Here is a 19,736-nt window from a genome sequence, read left to right on the forward strand (position 1 = left end):
CCTTACTAACTTTTGGCTTTAAGTCTAGGCAATGAAACTTACGCAATACGGTAACATTTACTTTATTAATTCTAAGGTAATATTTAACCCTAAACCGGTAAAGCCATCAATTATTGAAGCTTCATTTGAATTTGCCTACCAAATGGCATTTGGTTCTGGGCATCATAGAAATCATAGAACTGGTGGGACAGAACAACGTAGTGTCTTAGACATTTTTAGAAATACATTTCAAGGAAAAATAGCGGAAGGTTTAGCTTTTGAGGTTTTAGCTGAACAAGGTATTTTATGTGAACCAATTGACTATAGTATTCATGGTAAAGGTGTTTGGGATGATACAGATTTAGCCTATTGTGGCACGAAAATTAATATTAAATCTACTGCTCACTTTTCAAATTTACTTTTACTCGAAACTGAAGACTGGGACATGGATGGAACATACAAACCAAATAATAATTCTGAAGCTACATCGCTATATAATTATTTCATATTGGTTAGAATTAAACCTAGTACAATTTCATTATTTAATAATAAAGTGGACAAGGAAGTTTTAAAGCATGAAATTGATCAGCAAGATTGGGCATACGATATACCTGGATGTTGTAGTCTAAAAACACTTAAGCATATAATCACCAATGATTATGTTTTACTACAAAATTCTATGTTGAATGGCAAAACCAAAATGGACGCAGAGAATTATTACATTCAGACAGGAAGTTTAAAAAGTATTGATCTTTTAATTGCCAATTTAAAATCAATATCAGTTTAAGCTGTTTCCAAAAAATTGCCTAAGGTTTTCTTTTCAACAGAACTAAGAACTTGTAGTATATGTTCTGCCAATCTACTAATTACAGGAACACTTACAGAATTACCAGCTTGTTTATACAAATGGGAAATGGCTATTTCTGGCAATATATAATTATCATCAAATCCTTGAAATCTAAAGCACTCACGTGGTGTTAATTTTCTAAAACCATATGGTGTTTTAATCAGCGGAACATTATGTCCTCCTGTACCCATATTTGCTGTAAGCGTTGGGCAAACGTTAGATTTATTTTCTCTAACATATTGCCGTCTAAATTGATAAATAGTATCATCACGTCTCATGGTTTCTTTCAGCATTGGATACATATACTTATCCTCACCATAATAGTACTTATCTTCTACCTTTTCGTTTATGACAATATCTTGAATCGTTTGGGAGAGGCCTTCCTTTTCAGGAAAACTGAATTTAAAATCTTTAAAAAAGGAAGTATCTAATTCTTTGTCAAATGCAATGATAAAAATACGTTCTCTGTTATGAGGTACGTTGCCATAATCTTTGGTGTTTAATACTTTAGCATCAAAGCTGTAATTGCGCTTTTCAATCAGCTCTTTAATGACATTGAATGTGCGTCCCTTATCATGGCCAATAAGATTTTTTACGTTTTCTAGAAATAAAACTTTTGGTCGCATTTCATCAACGAAATCTAAAATTTTAAAGAAATGATTTCCACGTTTATCATCAAACCCTTGTCTATAACCAGCTACTGAAAATGGTTGGCAGGGAAAACCAGCAGTTAATACATCAATTTTATCTAAGGATGTTATATCTAATTGCATAACATCACCTTCCACTAAGTTGTGTTTAAAATTTTCACGATAGGTTTTACAGGCATTTTTATCAAACTCATTGGCCCAAGATAGCTCAAAGCCATTGTTTTGAAAACCCTTACATATACCACCAACGCCAGCATATAAACTTCCTACCGTATAAGATGTATTCATTAATTAAATAATTTCTTCAATTGGTTTTAAATCACTAAACCCAATAAAATTCTTAAGGTTTACAGAGTTAACGGTTTCGTTACTGGAATCTACCAGGTTATTTAGAATCATTTCTTTGTCGCCATAGCCACAAATACTAAAAGTAGATTTGTCTTTCTGAATCACAAAAATGATGGGATTACGAATGGTAGTAAATTCTAAAACAGGTAAGGAACCAAAATCAAAAACCTTAATATCGTAAATGCCATTTTTGCCTTGAATTTGAGGCTTAAAATCTTTTATGTTAAGCTCATCAATTGTTGTGATTTTAATATTCAGATGTTTTTGGCAAGCCACTAAACCACCATAATTTTTCAAGGTTTTGTCAAGAAATGTCTGTCCTTCGTAGCGATCTCTTAATTGATTTAAATTTTTTAATCCTAGTGAATTTAAAACAGAATCGCGTACCGCAAACTCTTCTTTCATTGACAATCTAATCTGTGGATATTGTCGTAAGAATTCACCAGTATGTTTTAAAAATTCTGTTATCAACCGTTTTTAATTATTTAAGAGGATTGCTAAGATAATGAAGTTATTGCTACTTACTATTCATTAAGTCTTCAATCTCATCTGCTTCAATAGGAATATTGTGCATTAAGTTAAATGGTTCTCCAGATTCTTGTATCACAACATCATCTTCTAATCGTATTCCGAAGCCTTCATCTGGTATGTAAATTCCAGGTTCAACCGTGAATACCATATTGGCTTGCATTGGTTCATGTAGTAATCCATAATCGTGCGTGTCTAATCCAATATGATGAGATGTTCCGTGCATAAAATACTTTTTATAGGCTGGCCAATCTGGATTTTCATTCTTTACATCTGCCTTGTCAATAAGACTTAAACCTAAAAGTTCAGAGGTCATTAATTTACCAACTTCAATATGATATTCTTCCCATAACGTACCTGGAACTAATAGTTTTGTAGCATCATTTTTAACACGATTTACTGCATTATAAACTGCTTTTTGGCGGTCAGTAAACTTACCTGAAACTGGTACGGTCCTTGTCATATCGCTTGAATAATTGGCATACTCAGCCCCTACATCCATTAAGATCAAATCTCCGGCTTTACACTTTTGGTTATTCTCTATATAGTGTAAAACATTAGCGTTGTTGCCAGAGGCTATAATTGGTGTGTAAGCAAATCCTTTTGAACGATTATTTAAAAACTCGTGCATGTATTCTGCTTCAATATTATACTCCCAAACTCCTGGTTTAACAAAGCCTAAAATTCTTTTAAATCCTTTTTCTGTAATGTCACAGGCCTTTTGCATAAGGTCTAGCTCAATCTGATCCTTCACAGAACGAAGACGCTGTAAAATCGGATTACTTTTTGCTACAGAATGTGCTGGGTACTTATCTTTTAACCAATTTGTAAACCGATCTTCACGGGTTTCAGTTTCAACATTGGCTCTGTAATGTTCATTTGTATTAATATAAATTGTATCGCATTGGGTCATTAATTCGAACATTATTTTTTCTAGGTCTTGAAGCCAATACACAGTCTTAATGCCGGAAGTTTCAAAAGCCTTTGCTTTTGTCAATTTTTCACCTTCCCAAACTGCAATATGGTCATTGGTTTCTTTTAAGAATAATATTTCACGATGCTTTTCTTTAGGGCAATCAGGAAACAAAACCAATATGCTTTCTTCTTGGTCTACACCACTTAAATAAAAGATATCTCTATGTTGTGCAAATGGTAAAGTACTGTCCGCACTTACAGGATAAATATCATTAGAATTAAATACCGCTAGGCTACTTGGTTGCATGTATTTAGCAAAGTTTTTCCGGTTTTTTACAAAGAGTTTAGAATCTATTGAATCGTATTTCATTTTCAAAAAATTTAGAACTCTAAAGGTACAAGAATCTGTTAAACTTTGTTAGCAAATTTTGTTCAGGATATTAGATTAGTTAATTTTCATGCTCTAAAAACCAACCATCATGTCATATTCAAAATTTCTTTCATTCGCCTTTATATTTTGTACACTTTTTTTAACAGCACAACAGCCTGCAACTTCTGCTGAGACAATAAAAAATGCCTTAGAGCAAAAAAGAGCAATGACAGAAACGTCATTAGTTAAAAACGTTCCATTTAAAAATATAGGTCCAACTATTATGAGTGGTCGTGTTGTGGATGTGGATGTTAATCCTAAAATGCCTTCAGAATTTTATGTTGGCTACGCTTCTGGTGGCGTATGGCACACAACAAACAATGGGACAACATTTACACCAATTTTGGATAGTTCGGACACACAAAATGTAGGTGATATTGCAGTGCACTGGTCCACCAGAACAATTTATGTTGGTACAGGTGAAAATAATGCTTCGCGTTCATCATATGCTGGGATTGGACTTTTAAAATCAACTAATAATGGTGAGACATGGGAGAATGTAGGATTGATGGATGCGCATCATTTTGCACCAATTCTTATTCATCCAGACAATCCTGATGTTGTTACGGTTGGTGTTACAGGTCATTTGTATTCTCCAAATACTGAAAGAGGTGTTTACAAAACAACTGATGGCGGTAAAACTTGGAAGAAAACATTGTTTGTTGATGACATGAGTGGAATTATAGATTTACAGCATAGTCCGAAAAACTATAATGTAATGTTTGCAACATCATGGACAAAAGACAGAAAGGCATGGAATTTTACGGGTTATGGCACAAATTCAGGGATTTATAAAAGTACAGATGCTGGTGAAACTTGGACCAAAGTATCAATAGAAAACAGTGGTTTTCCAACAGGTGAAGGTGTAGGTAGAATAGGTGTGGCTGTGTTTAATGATGATGTAGTGTATGCAGTACACGACAGCCAATTTAGACGACCAGATGAAGAGAAAAAATCTGATAAGCGTGGTTTAACAAAAGAAGATTTCAAGACCATGTCTAATGAAGATTTCTTGGCACTAGAGGATAAAAAATTGAATGTATTTTTAAAGACTAATGGTTTCCAAGAAAAATATAGAGCAGAGAACGTTAAACAAATGGTACGTTCTGGTAATGTAAAGCCTATTGATTTAGCAAAATACTTAGAAGATGCTAATTCTATGTTATTTGACACACCTGTTGTCGGAGCTGAAGTTTATAAAAGTGTAGATGGTGGAAAAACTTGGAAGAAAACCCATGAAGACTTTTTAGATGGAATTTACTTTAGTTATGGGTATTATTTTGGTCATATACATGTATCTCCTGCAAATGAAGACCACATTTATATCTACGGAGTACCTATTGTAAAATCTAAGGACGGAGGGAAATCTTGGTCATCAATTAGTGCAGAAAATGTACATGCAGATCACCATGCGTTGTGGATTAATCCTAAAAACCCAAACCATCTTATTGACGGAAATGATGGTGGTGTAAATATTACTTATGATGATGGTGAAAATTGGATAAAGAATAATTCACCTTCAGTTGGGCAATTTTATGCGATAAATGTTGACAATGAAAAGCCATATAATGTTTATGGTGGCTTACAGGATAATGGTGTATGGAAAGGCGCTAATAATGCGCGTGAAGATAAAGGTTGGCATCAACAAGGGCAGTATCCTTGGAAATCTATTATGGGTGGAGATGGTATGCAAGTACAAATAGATAACAGGAACTCAAATATTGTTTATACAGGATATCAATTTGGAAATTATTTCAGACTTAATTTAGAAACAGGAGACCGAAAATATATACAACCAAAGCATACCTTAGGAGAAAACCCTTATCGATTCAATTGGCAAACACCAATATTGTTGTCACCTCATAATCAAGACATATTGTATTTAGGTGGTAATAAGTTAATGCGTTCAATGAATCAAGGAAATGAATGGGAAGCGATAAGTTATGATTTAACCAATGGTGGTAAAAAGGGTAATGTAGCCTATGGTACAATAACTTCAATAAGTGAGAGTCCATTTCAATTTGGGTTAATTTATACTGGTTCTGATGACGGATTAGTCAACATAACAACGAATGCAGGTGGAAGTTGGACAAATATCGCAGGTAACCTACCAAAGGATCTTTGGGTGAGTCGTGTTGTGGCATCTCAGCATAAAAAAGAACGTGTTTATGTAACTCTTAATGGTTACCGTTGGGATGATTTTAAAGTTTATGCATATATGAGTAATGATTATGGACAAACTTGGAAAGATATAAGCGGAAATATTCCTGCATCTCCTGTTAATGTGATTAAAGAAGATCCTGAAAATGAAAATCTACTTTATGTTGGTACTGATAATGGTGCTTATGTTTCTTTTGATATGGGGAATACTTGGGAATTATTTTCCCACGGATTACCAAATGTAGCCTTTCATGATATTGTGGTTCAACCTGAAGCTAAAGATCTATTATTAGGCACTCATGGACGCAGTATTTATAAGACAAATATTGCTCCGCTACAAACGATGAATTCAAACCTTAAGTCTAATCCTATTACAATTTTCGATTTAGGTTCAGTCCGCCATTCTAATCGTTGGGGAAGTTCTTGGAGTAAATGGTTAGATGCTTTTGAGCCAGTAAAAACCATTCAGTTTTTTAGTAATTCTTCGGCCAAACAATCACTAAAGATATTATCTGAAAAGGGATCTGAATTAAATAGTATATCATTTGAGGCAGATAAAGGCTTTAATTATTTAGACTATAATTTAGAAATTACAGAAAAAGGCAGAAAAGCCTTAATGAAAGAAAATACGAGTATTGATATCAATGAATCGAGTAATGGAAAATACTATTTGCCTAAAGGAATTTATACAGTTAAAATAGGTGATGCAAATACCAAATTAGAAATTAAATAAGTTTTTATTTTGTTAAATCAAATGATTAGAATTGCATAGAAGGTGTTAAAGTTACCCTAATACTTTTCTCACCTTCTGTATTATGGTGATATTTAAACTTCACTAATCAATTCATCAATCATTCATGCTACGAAGCTTATTTGTTATTATAATCTTCTGTTTTTCTTTTCACACAATTAATGCTCAAAAGAATATTACTGAACAACTCAGTATTTTTCTAGACTGTCGTGTTTGTGATAGCGAATATCTCAGACAGAACCTTGGGAATGTTCAGTTTGTAAGAGATCAATTTTTAGGAGATGTTCACGTCTTTTTTGTGACTCAAAGAAACGGTAGTGGCGGAAGAAGTTATGAAGTAGAGTTTATTGGTAAGAAAGAATATGAAACAATAAATTATAAACTCATGTTTTCTACCGATAGAAACATGACTAGAGACGAGGTAAGACAGAGAGTTTTAAAGTATTTAAAATTAGGTTTAGTACGTTTTTGGATTGCAAAAGGAACGACTGAGGATGTAATAGTAAATGTGCCAGTACCAGAAGACGAAAAACAAAAAGTAGAAGATGACGACCCATGGAATTATTGGTTGTTTCAATTAGGCGCAGGAGGGTTTTTTAATGGTCAAGAGCAAAGTAGATTTAGAGATATAAACTTTAATGCATCTGCCAGAAGGGTGACCGAAAAGAATAAATTTTCGTTTAGAGCACGTTTTAGCGAAAGTCGAAATGTTTTTGAATTTGAAGGGGATGAGATTATAGGAATCAATGACAGAAAATCTATTCGTGTCAGTGATATTTTAAGTATAAATGACCATTGGTCCTATGGCTTTTTTGGTTTTATCGGATCTTCAACCTTTAATAATACTGACCTGCAGTGGACCTTTAGACCAGCACTAGAGTATAGCTTTTTTAATTATGTAGAATCTGCAAAAAAGCAACTAACTATTTCTTACAGAAACGGTATAAGATATAATGACTATATAGAACGAACACTCTTTAATGAGACAGAAGAATATCTTTGGGAACATGGAGTTCAAGTTGGTGGGCGAATAAATCAAGAATGGGGAAATTTTAATGCTGAGGTGTCATATAATCAATTCTTGAATGACACTAGTTTATATGCACTGAACTTTTTTGTGGGTACTCGTATTCGATTGTTTAAAGGTTTCAATTTTAATGTGAGCGGTAGTTATTCAATTACAAGAAACCAGATTAATCTACCAGGTGGAGACCTGTCTTTAGAAGAACTTCTTCTTCAGCAGCAACAATTACAATCTGGATATAATTATTTTGTAAATGTAGGCTTTAGTTATGCTTTTGGATCTATCTACAATACCATTGTAAATCCTAGATTTGATTTTTAGATTATAATCATTCTAAATAAATAATTATCACATACGTCAGTTGCTAATACGTGGATTCTACTGTATTTTTGTGCAACTAACAAAAAGATTAGATCTACAATGAGCGGAATTCTAAATTCGTCGATTGGAAGAAAGTTTGCGATGGCACTTTCGGCACTCTTCCTAATGATTTTTCTAGTAATGCATGTTTCCATAAACTTCACCTCAGTTTTTAGTGCGGAATTATTCAACGACATGTCCCATTTTATGGGAACAAATCCATTAGTACAAGTGTTAATGCAACCAATTTTAATAATTGGAGTAATTTTTCATTTTGTAATGGGCTTTATTCTAGAAGCAAAAAACAGCGCTGCCAGAAAAGTGAGTTATGCAAAGAACCAAGCTTCAGGAAACTCAAGTTGGGTATCTAGAAATATGTTGCTAAGTGGTCTCGTTATCCTAGCCTTTTTAGGAATACATTTTTATGATTTTTGGGTGCATGAAATGACTGTAAAATATGTTGAAGGTGATATGAGCGGGTTGATTGATCCAAACAATGCAGAATCAGGTTTCAGATACTATGAAGAATTAAGAGAGAAATTTGTAAGCCCTGTAAGGGTAGGTATTTATGTTGTAGCATTTGTATTACTAGCATTACACTTGTTACACGGATTTAACTCAGCATTTCAATCTATTGGAGCAAATAACAAATATGTTAAGAGTTTAAAAGGCTTTAGTAAGGTTTATTCAATCGGTATTCCTGCGCTATTTATTTTCATCGCAGTTTACCATCACTTTACGCATTAAAAAAAATCACTATGTCAATATTAGATTCTAAAATTCCAGAAGGCCCATTAGCGGACAAATGGACAAAACATAAAAATGATATTAACCTCGTTAATCCGGCTAACAAACGTTTAATTGACGTTATAATAGTTGGTACTGGTTTAGCAGGTGGTTCCGCAGCGGCTACACTTGCAGAATTAGGCTATAACGTTAAGGCATTTTGTTTTCAAGATTCTCCAAGACGTGCGCACTCAATTGCAGCACAAGGAGGTATTAACGCAGCAAAAAATTACCAAGGCGATGGTGATTCTACATATAGATTGTTTTACGACACTGTAAAAGGTGGAGATTATAGATCTCGTGAAGCTAATGTTTATAGATTGGCAGAGGTATCCACTAATATTATTGATCAGTGTGTCGCTCAAGGTGTACCATTTGCAAGAGAGTACGGTGGCTTATTAGACAATCGTTCTTTCGGTGGTGTTTTAGTTTCTCGTACGTTTTATGCAAAAGGACAAACAGGGCAGCAACTGCTTTTAGGAGCTTATGCAGCAATGAATCGTCAAATAGGTCGTGGTAAGATAAAAATGTATACACGACATGAAATGCTTGATGTGGTTGTTGTAGATGGTAAAGCAAGAGGAATTATTGCACGTAATTTAGTTACAGGAGAAATTGAGAGACATAGTGCACATGCTGTAGTACTTGGTACAGGAGGATATGGGAATGCTTTTTATTTATCAACCTATGCAATGGGTAGTAATGTTACCGCTGCATGGAAAGCCCATAAACGTGGTGCTTTCTTTTCAAATCCTTGTTACACACAGATTCACCCAACATGTATCCCAGTTTCTGGAGACCATCAGTCTAAATTAACGCTGATGTCAGAATCATTAAGGAACGATGGTCGTATTTGGGTCCCGAAACATAAAAAAGATGTTGAAGCAATTAGAAATGGCAGTTTAAAACCAACAGATTTAGCAGAAGAAGATAGAGACTATTACTTAGAGAGACGTTATCCTGCTTTTGGAAACTTAGTACCAAGAGATGTTGCATCAAGAGCAGCTAAGGAACGTTGCGATGCAGGTTATGGTGTAAACCAAACTGGTGAAGCTGTTTATTTGGATTTTGCTTCGGCAATTGAACGCTATGGAAAAGAACAAGCTTTTGTAAAAGGATTAAATGTAGAAGATAAAACAGTTATTACTAAACTTGGAAAAGAGGTTGTTGAAAATAAATATGGAAATCTGTTTCAGATGTATGAGAAAATTGTAGATCAGAATCCATACGAAACACCTATGATGATATATCCAGCTGTACATTACACAATGGGTGGCTTATGGGTAGATTATAACTTAATGACAACGATACCTGGATTATATGCTATCGGTGAAGCAAATTTCTCTGACCATGGTGCTAATAGACTCGGTGCATCTGCTTTAATGCAAGGATTGGCTGATGGTTATTTTGTATTGCCATATACAATTGGAGATTATCTAGCAGATGACATTAGAACAGGTCCTATACCTACAGAATCAAAAGAGTTTGATGACGCAGAAAAAAAGGTGCGTTCTGAAATAGATAAATTCATTAATAACAAGGGAACGAAATCTGTTGACCATTTCCACAAGAAGCTGGGTAAAATAATGTGGAATAAATGTGGAATGGCAAGAAACGAAAAAGACTTGAAGGAGGCTATTAAGGAAATAGCTGAACTTAGAGAAGAGTTCTATAAAGATGTTTTTGTACCAGGTACTGAAAACGAATACAATGAGGAATTGGCAAAGGCAGGTCGTGTAGCGGATTTTCTTGAATTAGGCGAGTTATTTGCTAAAGATGCTTTAGAGCGCGAAGAATCTGCAGGTGGTCATTTTAGAGATGAATATCAGACTGAAAGTGGTGAGGCTATGAGACGTAAAGAATTTCAATACGTTTCTGCATGGGAATACAAAGGTCAACCAAGTGAAGCAGTGCACCATAAAGAAGCTTTAGAATACCAAAATATAGAAGTGAAAGAGAGAAGTTACAAATAAATAGCTATGATGAATTTAACACTTAAAATATGGCGTCAAAAAGATGCAAATGATAAAGGAAAAATCGTTGATTATCCGGTAAGTAATATTTCTCCTGACATGTCTTTTTTAGAAATGTTAGATGTATTAAATCAAGAGTTAATTGAAAAAGGAGAACAACCTGTAGCTTTTGATCATGATTGTAGAGAAGGAATATGCGGTACATGTTCATTGTATATTAATGGTAGAGCACATGGGCCACAGACAAAGATAACAGCGTGTCAGCTTCATATGAGAAGCTTTAAGGATGGAGATACCATTTATATTGAGCCATGGAGAGCAAAGGCATTCCCTGTTATTAAGGATTTAATTGTAGACCGTACGTCTTTTGATCGTATACAGCAAGCTGGTGGTTTTATCTCTGTAAATACTTCGGGTAATACGCAAGATGCTAATGCTATTCCAATAGAAAAGGAAAATGCAGATAAAGCTTTTGATGCTGCCACTTGTATTGGTTGTGGTGCATGTGTTGCGAGTTGTAAAAATTCTTCGGCAATGCTATTTGTATCAGCCAAAGTATCTCAGTTTGCCTTATTGCCACAAGGACAGGTTGAAGCTACTGACCGTGTATTAAACATGGTAAAACAAATGGATGAAGAAGGCTTTGGAAACTGTACAAATACAGGCGCTTGTGAGGTAGAATGTCCTAAAGGAATATCATTAGAAAATATTGCTAGGATGAACCGTGAGTATTTAGCCGCGAGTTTTAAAGGATAACAAAAACCTGCAGTAGTAGGAAGTTTATAATATTTTTCCCAAGGTAATATCTTATCTTGGGATTTTTATTTTCATCAATTTTTCAAATGGATAATGCACTAGAATTTTACAAGAATCAAATAAAAAAGTATAAGGCCCAGTCAAAACAACTTTTTAACAAAATAGGCCTATTTAGTACCCTAAGATTGACTATTTTTTTATTGACGGTTTGTGGTATTTATTTATTAAGAAATAATTGGCAGTGGGCTCTTGGTATAGGTGTATTTGGTACAGGAATATTTTTAATTCTATTATCTAGATATACAGATTTAAAGCAAAAGCGTGCATTGTATAATCGCCTTGTAAAAATCAATGAGGATGAATTAAAAATTGCTTCAGGAGATTTTTATCATAGACCAAGCGGCATGGAATTTCAAAATTCTAAACATTATTTTAGTTTAGATATAGATATGTTTGGAAATGGTTCATTTTTTCAATACATCAATAGAACCGCAATTTCAGAGGCAACAGATAAACTAGTTAAAAACTTGTTGGCCAATAATATTGACAACATTGAATTACGACAAGACGCAATTAAAGAATTAGCGAAAAGACCAGAATGGAGACAACATTATACAGGAATTGCACAGGGTGTCTCAGTTGAGTATTCAGCTGTAAATATTATAAATTGGTTGAAGGATTACAAACCATTTTTAAACAGGTTTCATTATTGGTTGCCTATTGCCTTTAGTGTATTGTCTATCTTAATTTTAACATTTGGTATTTTAGAGCTAATACCAATTAAGTATGCAGGTTATTGGCTATTAATAGGATTGGGTTTAACCGGTGTTTACCTAAAGAATATAAATAATCTCGCCAAGAATACAGACCGCACAAAGAATACATTTAAGCAGTATGCACTTCTATTAGATCAAATTGAAACTCAAGAATTTCATTCTGAATTACTCAAAACACAGCAAGAAAAAATTAAAGCCGAAGACTTAAAAGCTTCTATAATATTTAGAAAGTTCACTAAAGCCTTAGATGCATTAGACAATAGAAATAATTTCATTTCTGCCATTTTTGGAAATGGTTATTTGCTTTGGGATATAATGCAGAGTTATCATGTTGAGCAATGGATAAAGAAATATGCACTTAAGGTAGAAGATTGGTTCGATGTTGTCACATTTTTTGACACCTATAATAGTTTAGGTACTTATGCCTTTAACCACCAGCAGTTTGCATACCCATCAATAACAAATAAGGCTGCTACTATTTCTGCTAAGTCACTCGGTCATCCACTATTAGATCCTAACAAAAGAATTGATAGTGATTTAGAGTTAGATAAGGAACAGTTTTTCATAGTTACAGGTGCAAATATGGCTGGAAAAAGTACATTCTTAAGAACTGTAGGATTACATATTGTTATGGCGAATGTAGGTTTGCCTGTTTGTGTAAAACAATCTAATTATAATCCTGTAAAATTAGTAACTAGCATGCGTACAACCGATTCATTGAAAGATGAAAGCTCGTATTTTTTTAGCGAATTAACTCGATTAAAATTTATTGTAGATACAATTGCTAACGATACCAATTACTTTGTAATCCTAGATGAGATATTAAAGGGTACCAATAGTACTGATAAAGCTATTGGGTCAAAGAAATTTGTAGAACGATTAGTAAAACTGAAAGCTACAGGTATTATAGCCACTCACGATTTAAGTCTTACGGAAATTGAAGCTGATATTGAGCCTATTAAAAACTATTTTTTTGATGCCCAAATCATTAATGACGAACTCCATTTTGATTATAAACTAAAACAAGGCATTTGTCAAAATATGAATGCAAGTTTCTTACTTAAAAAAATGGAAATCGTATAAATAAAAAACCCTCACTAAATAATAGCAAGGGTCTTTAATAATTTATTGTTGTTTCTTAAGCCTCAAATGGAGCTATAGAAACATAAGACTTATTGTCTTTTTTCTTTGAAAACTGAACTATACCATCAACTTTAGCGTGCAAAGTATGGTCTTTTCCTTGATACACGTTCTCACCTGGATGATGTGTGTTACCTCTTTGTCTTACGAGAATATTTCCTGCAATAGCAGCTTGTCCTCCAAAAATCTTTACACCTAAGCGTTTCGATTCTGATTCTCTACCGTTTTTCGAACTTCCGACTCCTTTTTTATGTGCCATTTTATTTCGATTTTATTTTATTATTAACTTAAGGCTGCAATTAAATCAGCTTTCTTCATTGAAGAAATACCCTTTATATCTTTAGCTTTGGCCATTTCTTTTAACTGAGCAACAGTCATTTTACTTAAATCTTGAGTTGCTTCTTCTTTAGTCTCAGCTTTAGGTTCTACTTTTTTAGTTTCTTTTTTTGGAGCAGCTTTCTTTGCTCCGGAAGCAGTAATACCTTCAATGACAATTTCTGTTAATGATTGTCTATGACCATTTTTAACTCGGTAACCCTTACGTCTTTTCTTCTTGAAAACGATTACCTTATCACCTTTAAGGTGTTTTAAGACTTTTGCACTTACTTGTGCTCCGTCTATAGCTGGGGCGCCTAAAGTAACATCGTTACCGTTTCCTATTAAAAGAACATTATCGAAAGAAACTTTCTTACCTTCTTCAGTAGATAAACGATTAACAAAAACTTTTTGGTCTTTTTCAACTTTAAATTGATGCCCTGCTATCTCTACAATTGCGTACATAGCGTAACGTTTTTATTATTTTGTTTAAAAATCAAATAGCTTTCTTTTCAGAAAGCGGATGCAAATATACTCCTAAATTCTTAATCTACAAACGTTTTAGGTGATTTCAAGAGGTTTTTAAATCAAGGTGGTTATTTACCGTAAAATAAGTCAAATTAATCTCACAATTTTCACATTTTATTTAGTAAATCCAGTCAAATGATTCCTTATTTTTGTTGGGCTTTGTGTAACAAAGCAATTCTTACGAAGACAAACACTAAAAACAATTTAATTTTTTAAAACATTGAATAATGAAAAAAAGCTTATTTACTCTGGCGCTTTTTATGTTTGTAGGATTTTATTCTACAGCACAAAAAGTAGAATTTGAGGAGTACAAATTAGATAATGGCTTGCATGTTATCTTGCATCAAGAAAATGCCGCGCCAATTGTAACAGTTGGTGTAATGTACCAAGTTGGCGCAAAAGACGAGGTAGAAGGTAGAACCGGTTTTGCCCATTTCTTTGAACACCTTTTATTTGAAGGAACAGAAAATATTGAAAGAGGAGAATGGTTTAATATTGTTTCTGCAAATGGTGGAAGAAATAATGCAAATACAACTCAAGATCGTACATATTATTATGAAACATTTCCATCTAACAAATTAGAAATCGGTCTATGGATGGAAAGTGAGCGTATGCTTCATCCAATTATTGAAAAGGTTGGTGTTGATACTCAAAACGAGGTTGTTAAGGAGGAGAAAAGACAGCGTATTGATAATGCACCTTATGGTAAGATTATATATAGAACAGGTGTTAATAATCATTTATTTAAGAAACATCCTTATGGAAGATCCGTAATCGGTTCGATGGATGATTTAAATGCAGCTAAGCTTGATGAGTTTATTTCATTTAATGAACAATACTATAATCCAAACAATGCAACTTTAGTTGTAGCTGGTGACATTGATGTTGAGGAAACAAAAAAAATGATCTTAGATTATTTTGGGTCAATTGAAAATAAAGCAGAGGCAAATAATAGAAAGCCAGTAGTTGAAGATCCAATCACCGAGACACGATATGCAACTGAATATGATGCTAATATTCAAATACCAGCATATATATTCTCATATATCACGCCTAAATCTGTAGATAAGGATGCATATGTATTAGATTATATTTCTTCAATTTTAACAGGTGGTAATAGTTCTAGAATGTATAAGCGTATGGTAGATCAAGATAAGGTCGCTTTACAAGTATTAGCATTTAACCAAGCGAATCAAGATTACGGTACTTATACAATGGGAGCTTTAATTAAAGGTGAACCAGATTGGGATAGTCTTAAGGCCACAATGGATGAAGAAATTAAGAAGTTACAAACCGAACTTATTTCTGAGAAAGAATATCAAAAACTGAAAAATCAGTTTGAAACTAGATTTGTAAATGCAAATTCTCGTATAGAAGGTATTGCTTCATCACTTGCAACATATCAAATGTTACAAGGAGATGCTAGCCGTATTAATAATGAATTAAATATTTATAATAGCATTACGCGCGAAGATATTATGGCGGTTGCAAACAAGTATTTAAATCCTAACCAACGTGTTGAAATAAAATATTTAGCAGGTTCAGAACCAGAAAGCGATAAATAAAATAATAAGTTTATAAACATGAAAAAATATATAATATTCACACTTTTAGCAGTCTTTATGGGAACTACCATTACTGCTCAAATTGACAGAACTAAAATTCCTGAATCTGGGCCAACACCAGAAGTAAATCTTGGTGAGGCTAAAGAGTTTAAACTAAAAAATGGTTTAACTGTTTTGGTTGTTACAGACTCAAAATTACCATCATTAAATTGGAATCTAAATTTAAATAACCCTCCCGTTTTTGAGGGTGAGAAAGCTGGTGTACAATCATTGACTAGTGCCTTAATGGGTAAGGAGACACAAATGACTTCTAAAGATGATTTTAGTGAAAAAATAGATTTCTTAGGGGCGAGCATGAATGTAAGTCCAAACGGTGGATTTGGTTTTTGCCTTTCTAAATATACAGATCAGGTATTTAGCTTGTTTGCAGAAGCTGCATTACAACCAAAATTTACCCAGAAGGAGTTAGACTTTGAAAAAGAACAATTAATAGAAGGTATTAAATCTGGTGAAAATAGTGCGGCTGCAATTGCAGGTAATGTAAGAAGCGCATTATTTTACGGAAAAAATCATGCAGCTGGTGAGATTATTACAGAAGAAACTGTAAATAACGTAACACTAGAAGATGTAAATAATTTTTACACGGAAAGATTTAAGCCATCAAATGGTTATATCTTATTCTCAGGAGATATTACTGAAAAAGATGCAAAATCATTACTTAAGAAGTATTTTGGTGATTGGGATAAAGGAAGTGTAGAAACTCCAGAATACCCTTCATTTGAGGACGTACCAACAACAGAAATTAATTTTGTAGATGTACCAAATGCTGTACAAACAGAATTAGCAGTTATGAGTGTTTCTCCTTTAAAAATGACTGATGAAGACTATCATGCAGCTTTAGTTACAAACTATATTTTAGGTGGTGCTTTTGGTTCTTATTTAAATATGAATCTTAGAGAGGCAAACGGTTATACATATGGCGCAAGATCTTCACTAGGTACAGGTAGATATTACAATTCTTCTTTTAGAGCAACGACTAAAGTAAGAAACGAAGTTACCGATAGCGCTGTTGTAGAAACCTTGAAAGAGATTAAGCGCATTAAAACTGAGCCAGTAGATGCAGAGGTATTAGCCAATGCAAAAGCTAAGTTTTTAGGAAGTTTTATTTTAGAATCAGAGGATAAAGCAGTTGCAGCTAGACGTGCTTTGAGTATTAAAACAAATAAATTACCAGAGGATTTTTATAAAAACTATATCGCTAATATCGATAAAGTTACAATTGAAGATGTACAACGTGTAGCTAATGAGTATTTAGCTGATGATAAAGCAAGAATTGTTCTTGTTGGTAAGGCGGCAGATGTGTTAGAAAACGTTGAGAAGATAGAATGGAATGGAAAAAAACTTCCAGTTAAATATTTTGACAAGGAAGCAAATCCTACAGAAAGACCTGAAACAGTTGTTCTACCTGAAGGGTTAACAGCAGAAACTGTTTTAAATAATTATTTAACTGCTATTGGAGGAAAAGATGCCATAGACAAAACAACGTCTTTAATTCTAAAGTATGAGGCATCAGCAATGGGTAACACTATTGTTAGTGAGGAAAAGAAATTAGATGGAAAGGCGTCTCAAGTTTTATCAATGGGAGGAAACCCTATGATGACAGTTATTATGACAAAGGATAAGGCAACAATGAACAAAAATCCTTTACCAGAAAACATGGCGACTGATATGAGTGTTTTGGCAGGACTATTCCCAGAACTTAACATGTTATCATCAGACAAAATTAAACTTGCTGGTATTGAAGCCGTAGATGGGAAGGACGCTTATAAAGTTGATGTTTCTGGAGACGTTATTTCACTTTCCTTTTATTATGATGTTGAAAGTGGTTTAAAGGTGAAGGAAGTTCAAACAACTAATATGCAAGGTCGTACCCAAAGTCAAGAAACCTTCTTGAAGGACTACCAGACTTACGAAGGATTGAAATTTCCAAATGTAAGAGCAGGAAGTCAAATGGGTCAGGTTATAGAATTTAAACTTATTGAAGTTAAAATTAATGAAGGTGTATCAGACGAAGATTTTGATTAATCCTTTAATTAATTATAATAAAGAGCCGGAGTTTTACTTCGGCTTTTTTTATGCTTTATTTCGTTTATTAGCTAAGTAAACACCAACCAATATTAGTATTGCAGCCATAGCTTGTATAAAGCTAAAGGTTTCACCATCTAAGATGCCCCAAATTAATGCTATAAGTGGCATAATATAAGTCACTGAAGATGCAAAAACAGGTGTAGATATTTGCACCAGTTTATTGTACACCACCTTTGCTATTGCAGTACCAAAAAGAGAAAGTATTGTTACATATATTAAGGACGGTAGAAATTCAGGGTGGTTAAAAGTTTTTTCAGCAAAGAAATCTGTGAATAGCAAAACCACAAAAGCAGGAACTATTATGAAAACATAATTTCCAGCAGCAATTGCAAGTGGTTTTACATCTTGCAAATAGCGTTTAATAATATTGGTATTTGCTGCATACATTAAGGTTGAGGCGATCACAAAAAATGCATATAAGTAATTTTGATTTGGGTTGAGTTCTGATCCTTTAGAGATCAATATAGCCGTACCAATAAAACCAATTATTACACCAAGAATTTGTCTTTTAGTTGAAGCGATTTTAAAAACCGCAAAGCCTAATAATATAGTATTAAGTGGCACAAGTGAATTTAAAATAGATGTTACTGCACTATCTATTTCGGTCTCGGCAATTGCAAAGAAAAATGCAGGTATAAAAGAGCCAAGTAAACCAGAAATCAAAAGCCATTTCCATTTATCTTTTGGTATTTCTTTTAATTTATAGAATCCAACAGAGAGTAAAATAACACCTGTTATTATTGTTCTTAGGGCTCCAAGCTGATATGCCGTTAGACCTAACAGCGCTTTTTTTATTAATATAAAAGAGCTACCCCAAATTATTGAAAGAATGATAAGGTAAATCCACTTACTTTTAGGGTTTTTCATACAAAAACTTGGTAATTGAATCACAAAAATCGTTAATTATTTATCAAGTAACAGCAAGATTTATTAGATTTAGGGCAAATTTAAGATTTACATTCTATGAACACATTTAAGAATCTTTTTGTCGTTGTAATTCTGGCTTTATTAATTACAGCTTGTAAGAACGATACACAGCCAGAAGTTAAAACTGTTGATGTTGAAGTAACCAATAAAGAGGTTTCTGAGACATTAGATCCTAATGCTACTTATGCCAAGGTAGAGTTTGGTATTGAGGGTATGACTTGCGCAATGGGTTGTGCAAAGACTATTGAAAAGAAAATGGCTAAAATGGAAGGTGTTAAATCTGCAAAAGTAGATTTTGACAAACGATTAGCTATGGTAGAGTATGATGAAGCAAAGGTGTCGCCTGAATCGTTAGAGGAAACGGTTACTAGTGTTGCTGATATTTACAAGGTTAAGGACATGAAAAAAGTTGATGGCTTTGAAGGCGAAAAGAAAGCTTGTAAAGCAGACTGTGACAAAGCTTGTTGTGCTAACAAGACCGAAGCAGAAAAGAAAGCTTGTAAAGAAGATTGCGATAAAGCTTGTTGTGCTAAAGAAAAACAAGGCAAGTAAAACATCTAGTCTATTAATATAATTAACGAATGCCTTCCTTTTAGGAGGGCATTTTTATTTTACCTGATAGAGAACAAATGCTAAAAGTAAACTAGCAAAAGGTAATGTCCAGATCAAGTAAATTGACATAGGCTTAGATTTGGACTTAGCATTTAAGACATTTCTTTTTTTACCGTTAAAACGCATCCAATTTTTAAAAATTATAAATACCCCAACAATGAGGAACAATGTCCAAAATTTATAAGACGACATGGTTATAAGTTTCATTTGCCTAGCAA

The 19,736-nt window shown here is 33.6% G+C and carries 16 protein-coding genes; 10 read left to right on the top strand and 6 right to left on the bottom strand.

All coding sequences use genetic code 11. From position 1 onward, the window contains the following. Positions 1–31: 31 nt before the first annotated feature. On the top strand, positions 32–766 hold the full coding sequence (locus ACFWV9_RS04795; protein WP_411894099.1) for a hypothetical protein: 735 nt from the start codon (positions 32–34) through the stop codon (positions 764–766). Here the strand turns inward: ACFWV9_RS04795 and dcm are convergent. The 3 genes from dcm to ACFWV9_RS04810 are packed head-to-tail and all read right to left on the bottom strand — an operon-like array spanning position 763 to position 3,637. After that, positions 763–1,764, bottom strand: a complete 1,002-nt coding sequence (gene dcm / locus ACFWV9_RS04800) for a DNA (cytosine-5-)-methyltransferase (protein WP_411894100.1) — start codon at positions 1,762–1,764, stop codon at positions 763–765. The two genes, ACFWV9_RS04795 and dcm, sit on opposite strands and share 4 nt — an antisense overlap. Positions 1,765–1,767: 3 nt before the next feature. After that, positions 1,768–2,295 (bottom strand): hypothetical protein, encoded by a 528-nt coding sequence (locus ACFWV9_RS04805; RefSeq protein WP_411894101.1) that lies wholly within the window; start codon positions 2,293–2,295, stop codon positions 1,768–1,770. Between the two features lie 46 nt (positions 2,296–2,341). Next, on the bottom strand, positions 2,342–3,637 hold the full coding sequence (locus ACFWV9_RS04810; protein WP_411894102.1) for an aminopeptidase P family protein: 1,296 nt from the start codon (positions 3,635–3,637) through the stop codon (positions 2,342–2,344). A gap of 109 nt (positions 3,638–3,746) precedes the next feature. Between ACFWV9_RS04810 and ACFWV9_RS04815 the strand changes: the two genes are divergently transcribed. The 6 genes from ACFWV9_RS04815 to ACFWV9_RS04840 all read left to right on the top strand — a co-directional run bounded on the left by ACFWV9_RS04815 (position 3,747) and on the right by ACFWV9_RS04840 (position 13,366). Next, entirely contained in the window at positions 3,747–6,590 is a 2,844-nt protein-coding gene (locus ACFWV9_RS04815) for a VPS10 domain-containing protein (RefSeq protein ID WP_411894103.1), read from the top strand. Between the two features lie 124 nt (positions 6,591–6,714). Continuing rightward, entirely contained in the window at positions 6,715–7,953 is a 1,239-nt protein-coding gene (locus ACFWV9_RS04820) for a hypothetical protein (RefSeq protein ID WP_411894104.1), read from the top strand. Between the two features lie 99 nt (positions 7,954–8,052). Beyond that, the gene (locus ACFWV9_RS04825) at positions 8,053–8,739 is read left to right on the top strand and encodes a succinate dehydrogenase cytochrome b subunit (RefSeq protein WP_411894105.1); all 687 of its coding nucleotides are present in this window, start codon (positions 8,053–8,055) and stop codon (positions 8,737–8,739) included. Between the two features lie 11 nt (positions 8,740–8,750). Further along, a complete protein-coding gene (locus ACFWV9_RS04830) occupies positions 8,751–10,751 on the top strand; it encodes a fumarate reductase/succinate dehydrogenase flavoprotein subunit (protein WP_411894106.1) in 2,001 nt (666 codons plus the stop codon). Positions 10,752–10,760: 9 nt separating this feature from the next. Then, positions 10,761–11,507, top strand: coding sequence for a succinate dehydrogenase/fumarate reductase iron-sulfur subunit (locus tag ACFWV9_RS04835; protein ID WP_411894324.1), 747 nt, complete (start codon positions 10,761–10,763; stop codon positions 11,505–11,507). Positions 11,508–11,593: 86 nt separating this feature from the next. Then, the gene (locus ACFWV9_RS04840; protein ID WP_411894107.1) at positions 11,594–13,366 is read left to right on the top strand and encodes a MutS-related protein; all 1,773 of its coding nucleotides are present in this window, start codon (positions 11,594–11,596) and stop codon (positions 13,364–13,366) included. 55 nt (positions 13,367–13,421) lie between these two features. On the opposite strand, the gene rpmA is transcribed toward ACFWV9_RS04840, so the two are convergent. Beyond that, positions 13,422–13,682, bottom strand: coding sequence for a 50S ribosomal protein L27 (gene rpmA / locus ACFWV9_RS04845; RefSeq protein ID WP_411894108.1), 261 nt, complete (start codon positions 13,680–13,682; stop codon positions 13,422–13,424). A gap of 23 nt (positions 13,683–13,705) precedes the next feature. Beyond that, entirely contained in the window at positions 13,706–14,203 is a 498-nt protein-coding gene (gene rplU / locus ACFWV9_RS04850) for a 50S ribosomal protein L21 (RefSeq protein ID WP_411894109.1), read from the bottom strand. A 290-nt stretch (positions 14,204–14,493) separates the two neighbouring features. On the opposite strand from rplU, the gene ACFWV9_RS04855 reads away from it, so the two are divergent. Together ACFWV9_RS04855 and ACFWV9_RS04860 are read left to right on the top strand one after the other, a co-directional pair. After that, positions 14,494–15,831, top strand: a complete 1,338-nt coding sequence (locus tag ACFWV9_RS04855; RefSeq protein ID WP_411894110.1) for a M16 family metallopeptidase — start codon at positions 14,494–14,496, stop codon at positions 15,829–15,831. An 18-nt stretch (positions 15,832–15,849) separates the two neighbouring features. Continuing rightward, positions 15,850–17,916, top strand: coding sequence for a M16 family metallopeptidase (locus tag ACFWV9_RS04860; protein WP_411894111.1), 2,067 nt, complete (start codon positions 15,850–15,852; stop codon positions 17,914–17,916). Between the two features lie 48 nt (positions 17,917–17,964). Here ACFWV9_RS04860 and ACFWV9_RS04865 read toward each other — a convergent pair whose 3' ends face one another. Further along, entirely contained in the window at positions 17,965–18,846 is an 882-nt protein-coding gene (locus ACFWV9_RS04865) for a DMT family transporter (RefSeq protein WP_411894112.1), read from the bottom strand. A gap of 96 nt (positions 18,847–18,942) precedes the next feature. On the opposite strand from ACFWV9_RS04865, the gene ACFWV9_RS04870 reads away from it, so the two are divergent. Next, positions 18,943–19,458 carry a cation transporter gene (locus ACFWV9_RS04870; protein WP_411894113.1) on the top strand — a complete coding sequence of 172 codons (516 nt, stop codon included), beginning with the start codon at positions 18,943–18,945 and terminating at the stop codon, positions 19,456–19,458. The last annotated feature ends 278 nt before the right edge of the window (positions 19,459–19,736 follow it).

Source organism: Winogradskyella sp. A2 (assembly GCF_046762865.1).
Lineage (GTDB): Bacteria > Bacteroidota > Bacteroidia > Flavobacteriales > Flavobacteriaceae > Winogradskyella.

Coding starts and splice junctions, on each gene's coding strand:
- rpmA (WP_411894108.1), bottom strand. CDS start 13,682: ATGGCACATAAAAAAGGAGTCGGAAGTTCGAAAAACGGTAGAGAATCA.
- ACFWV9_RS04820 (WP_411894104.1), top strand. CDS start 6,715: ATGCTACGAAGCTTATTTGTTATTATAATCTTCTGTTTTTCTTTTCAC.
- ACFWV9_RS04835 (WP_411894324.1), top strand. CDS start 10,761: ATGAATTTAACACTTAAAATATGGCGTCAAAAAGATGCAAATGATAAA.
- rplU (WP_411894109.1), bottom strand. CDS start 14,203: ATGTACGCAATTGTAGAGATAGCAGGGCATCAATTTAAAGTTGAAAAA.
- ACFWV9_RS04840 (WP_411894107.1), top strand. CDS start 11,594: ATGGATAATGCACTAGAATTTTACAAGAATCAAATAAAAAAGTATAAG.
- ACFWV9_RS04855 (WP_411894110.1), top strand. CDS start 14,494: ATGAAAAAAAGCTTATTTACTCTGGCGCTTTTTATGTTTGTAGGATTT.
- ACFWV9_RS04815 (WP_411894103.1), top strand. CDS start 3,747: ATGTCATATTCAAAATTTCTTTCATTCGCCTTTATATTTTGTACACTT.
- ACFWV9_RS04825 (WP_411894105.1), top strand. CDS start 8,053: ATGAGCGGAATTCTAAATTCGTCGATTGGAAGAAAGTTTGCGATGGCA.
- dcm (WP_411894100.1), bottom strand. CDS start 1,764: ATGAATACATCTTATACGGTAGGAAGTTTATATGCTGGCGTTGGTGGT.
- ACFWV9_RS04870 (WP_411894113.1), top strand. CDS start 18,943: ATGAACACATTTAAGAATCTTTTTGTCGTTGTAATTCTGGCTTTATTA.
- ACFWV9_RS04795 (WP_411894099.1), top strand. CDS start 32: ATGAAACTTACGCAATACGGTAACATTTACTTTATTAATTCTAAGGTA.
- ACFWV9_RS04860 (WP_411894111.1), top strand. CDS start 15,850: ATGAAAAAATATATAATATTCACACTTTTAGCAGTCTTTATGGGAACT.
- ACFWV9_RS04810 (WP_411894102.1), bottom strand. CDS start 3,637: ATGAAATACGATTCAATAGATTCTAAACTCTTTGTAAAAAACCGGAAA.
- ACFWV9_RS04830 (WP_411894106.1), top strand. CDS start 8,751: ATGTCAATATTAGATTCTAAAATTCCAGAAGGCCCATTAGCGGACAAA.
- ACFWV9_RS04865 (WP_411894112.1), bottom strand. CDS start 18,846: ATGAAAAACCCTAAAAGTAAGTGGATTTACCTTATCATTCTTTCAATA.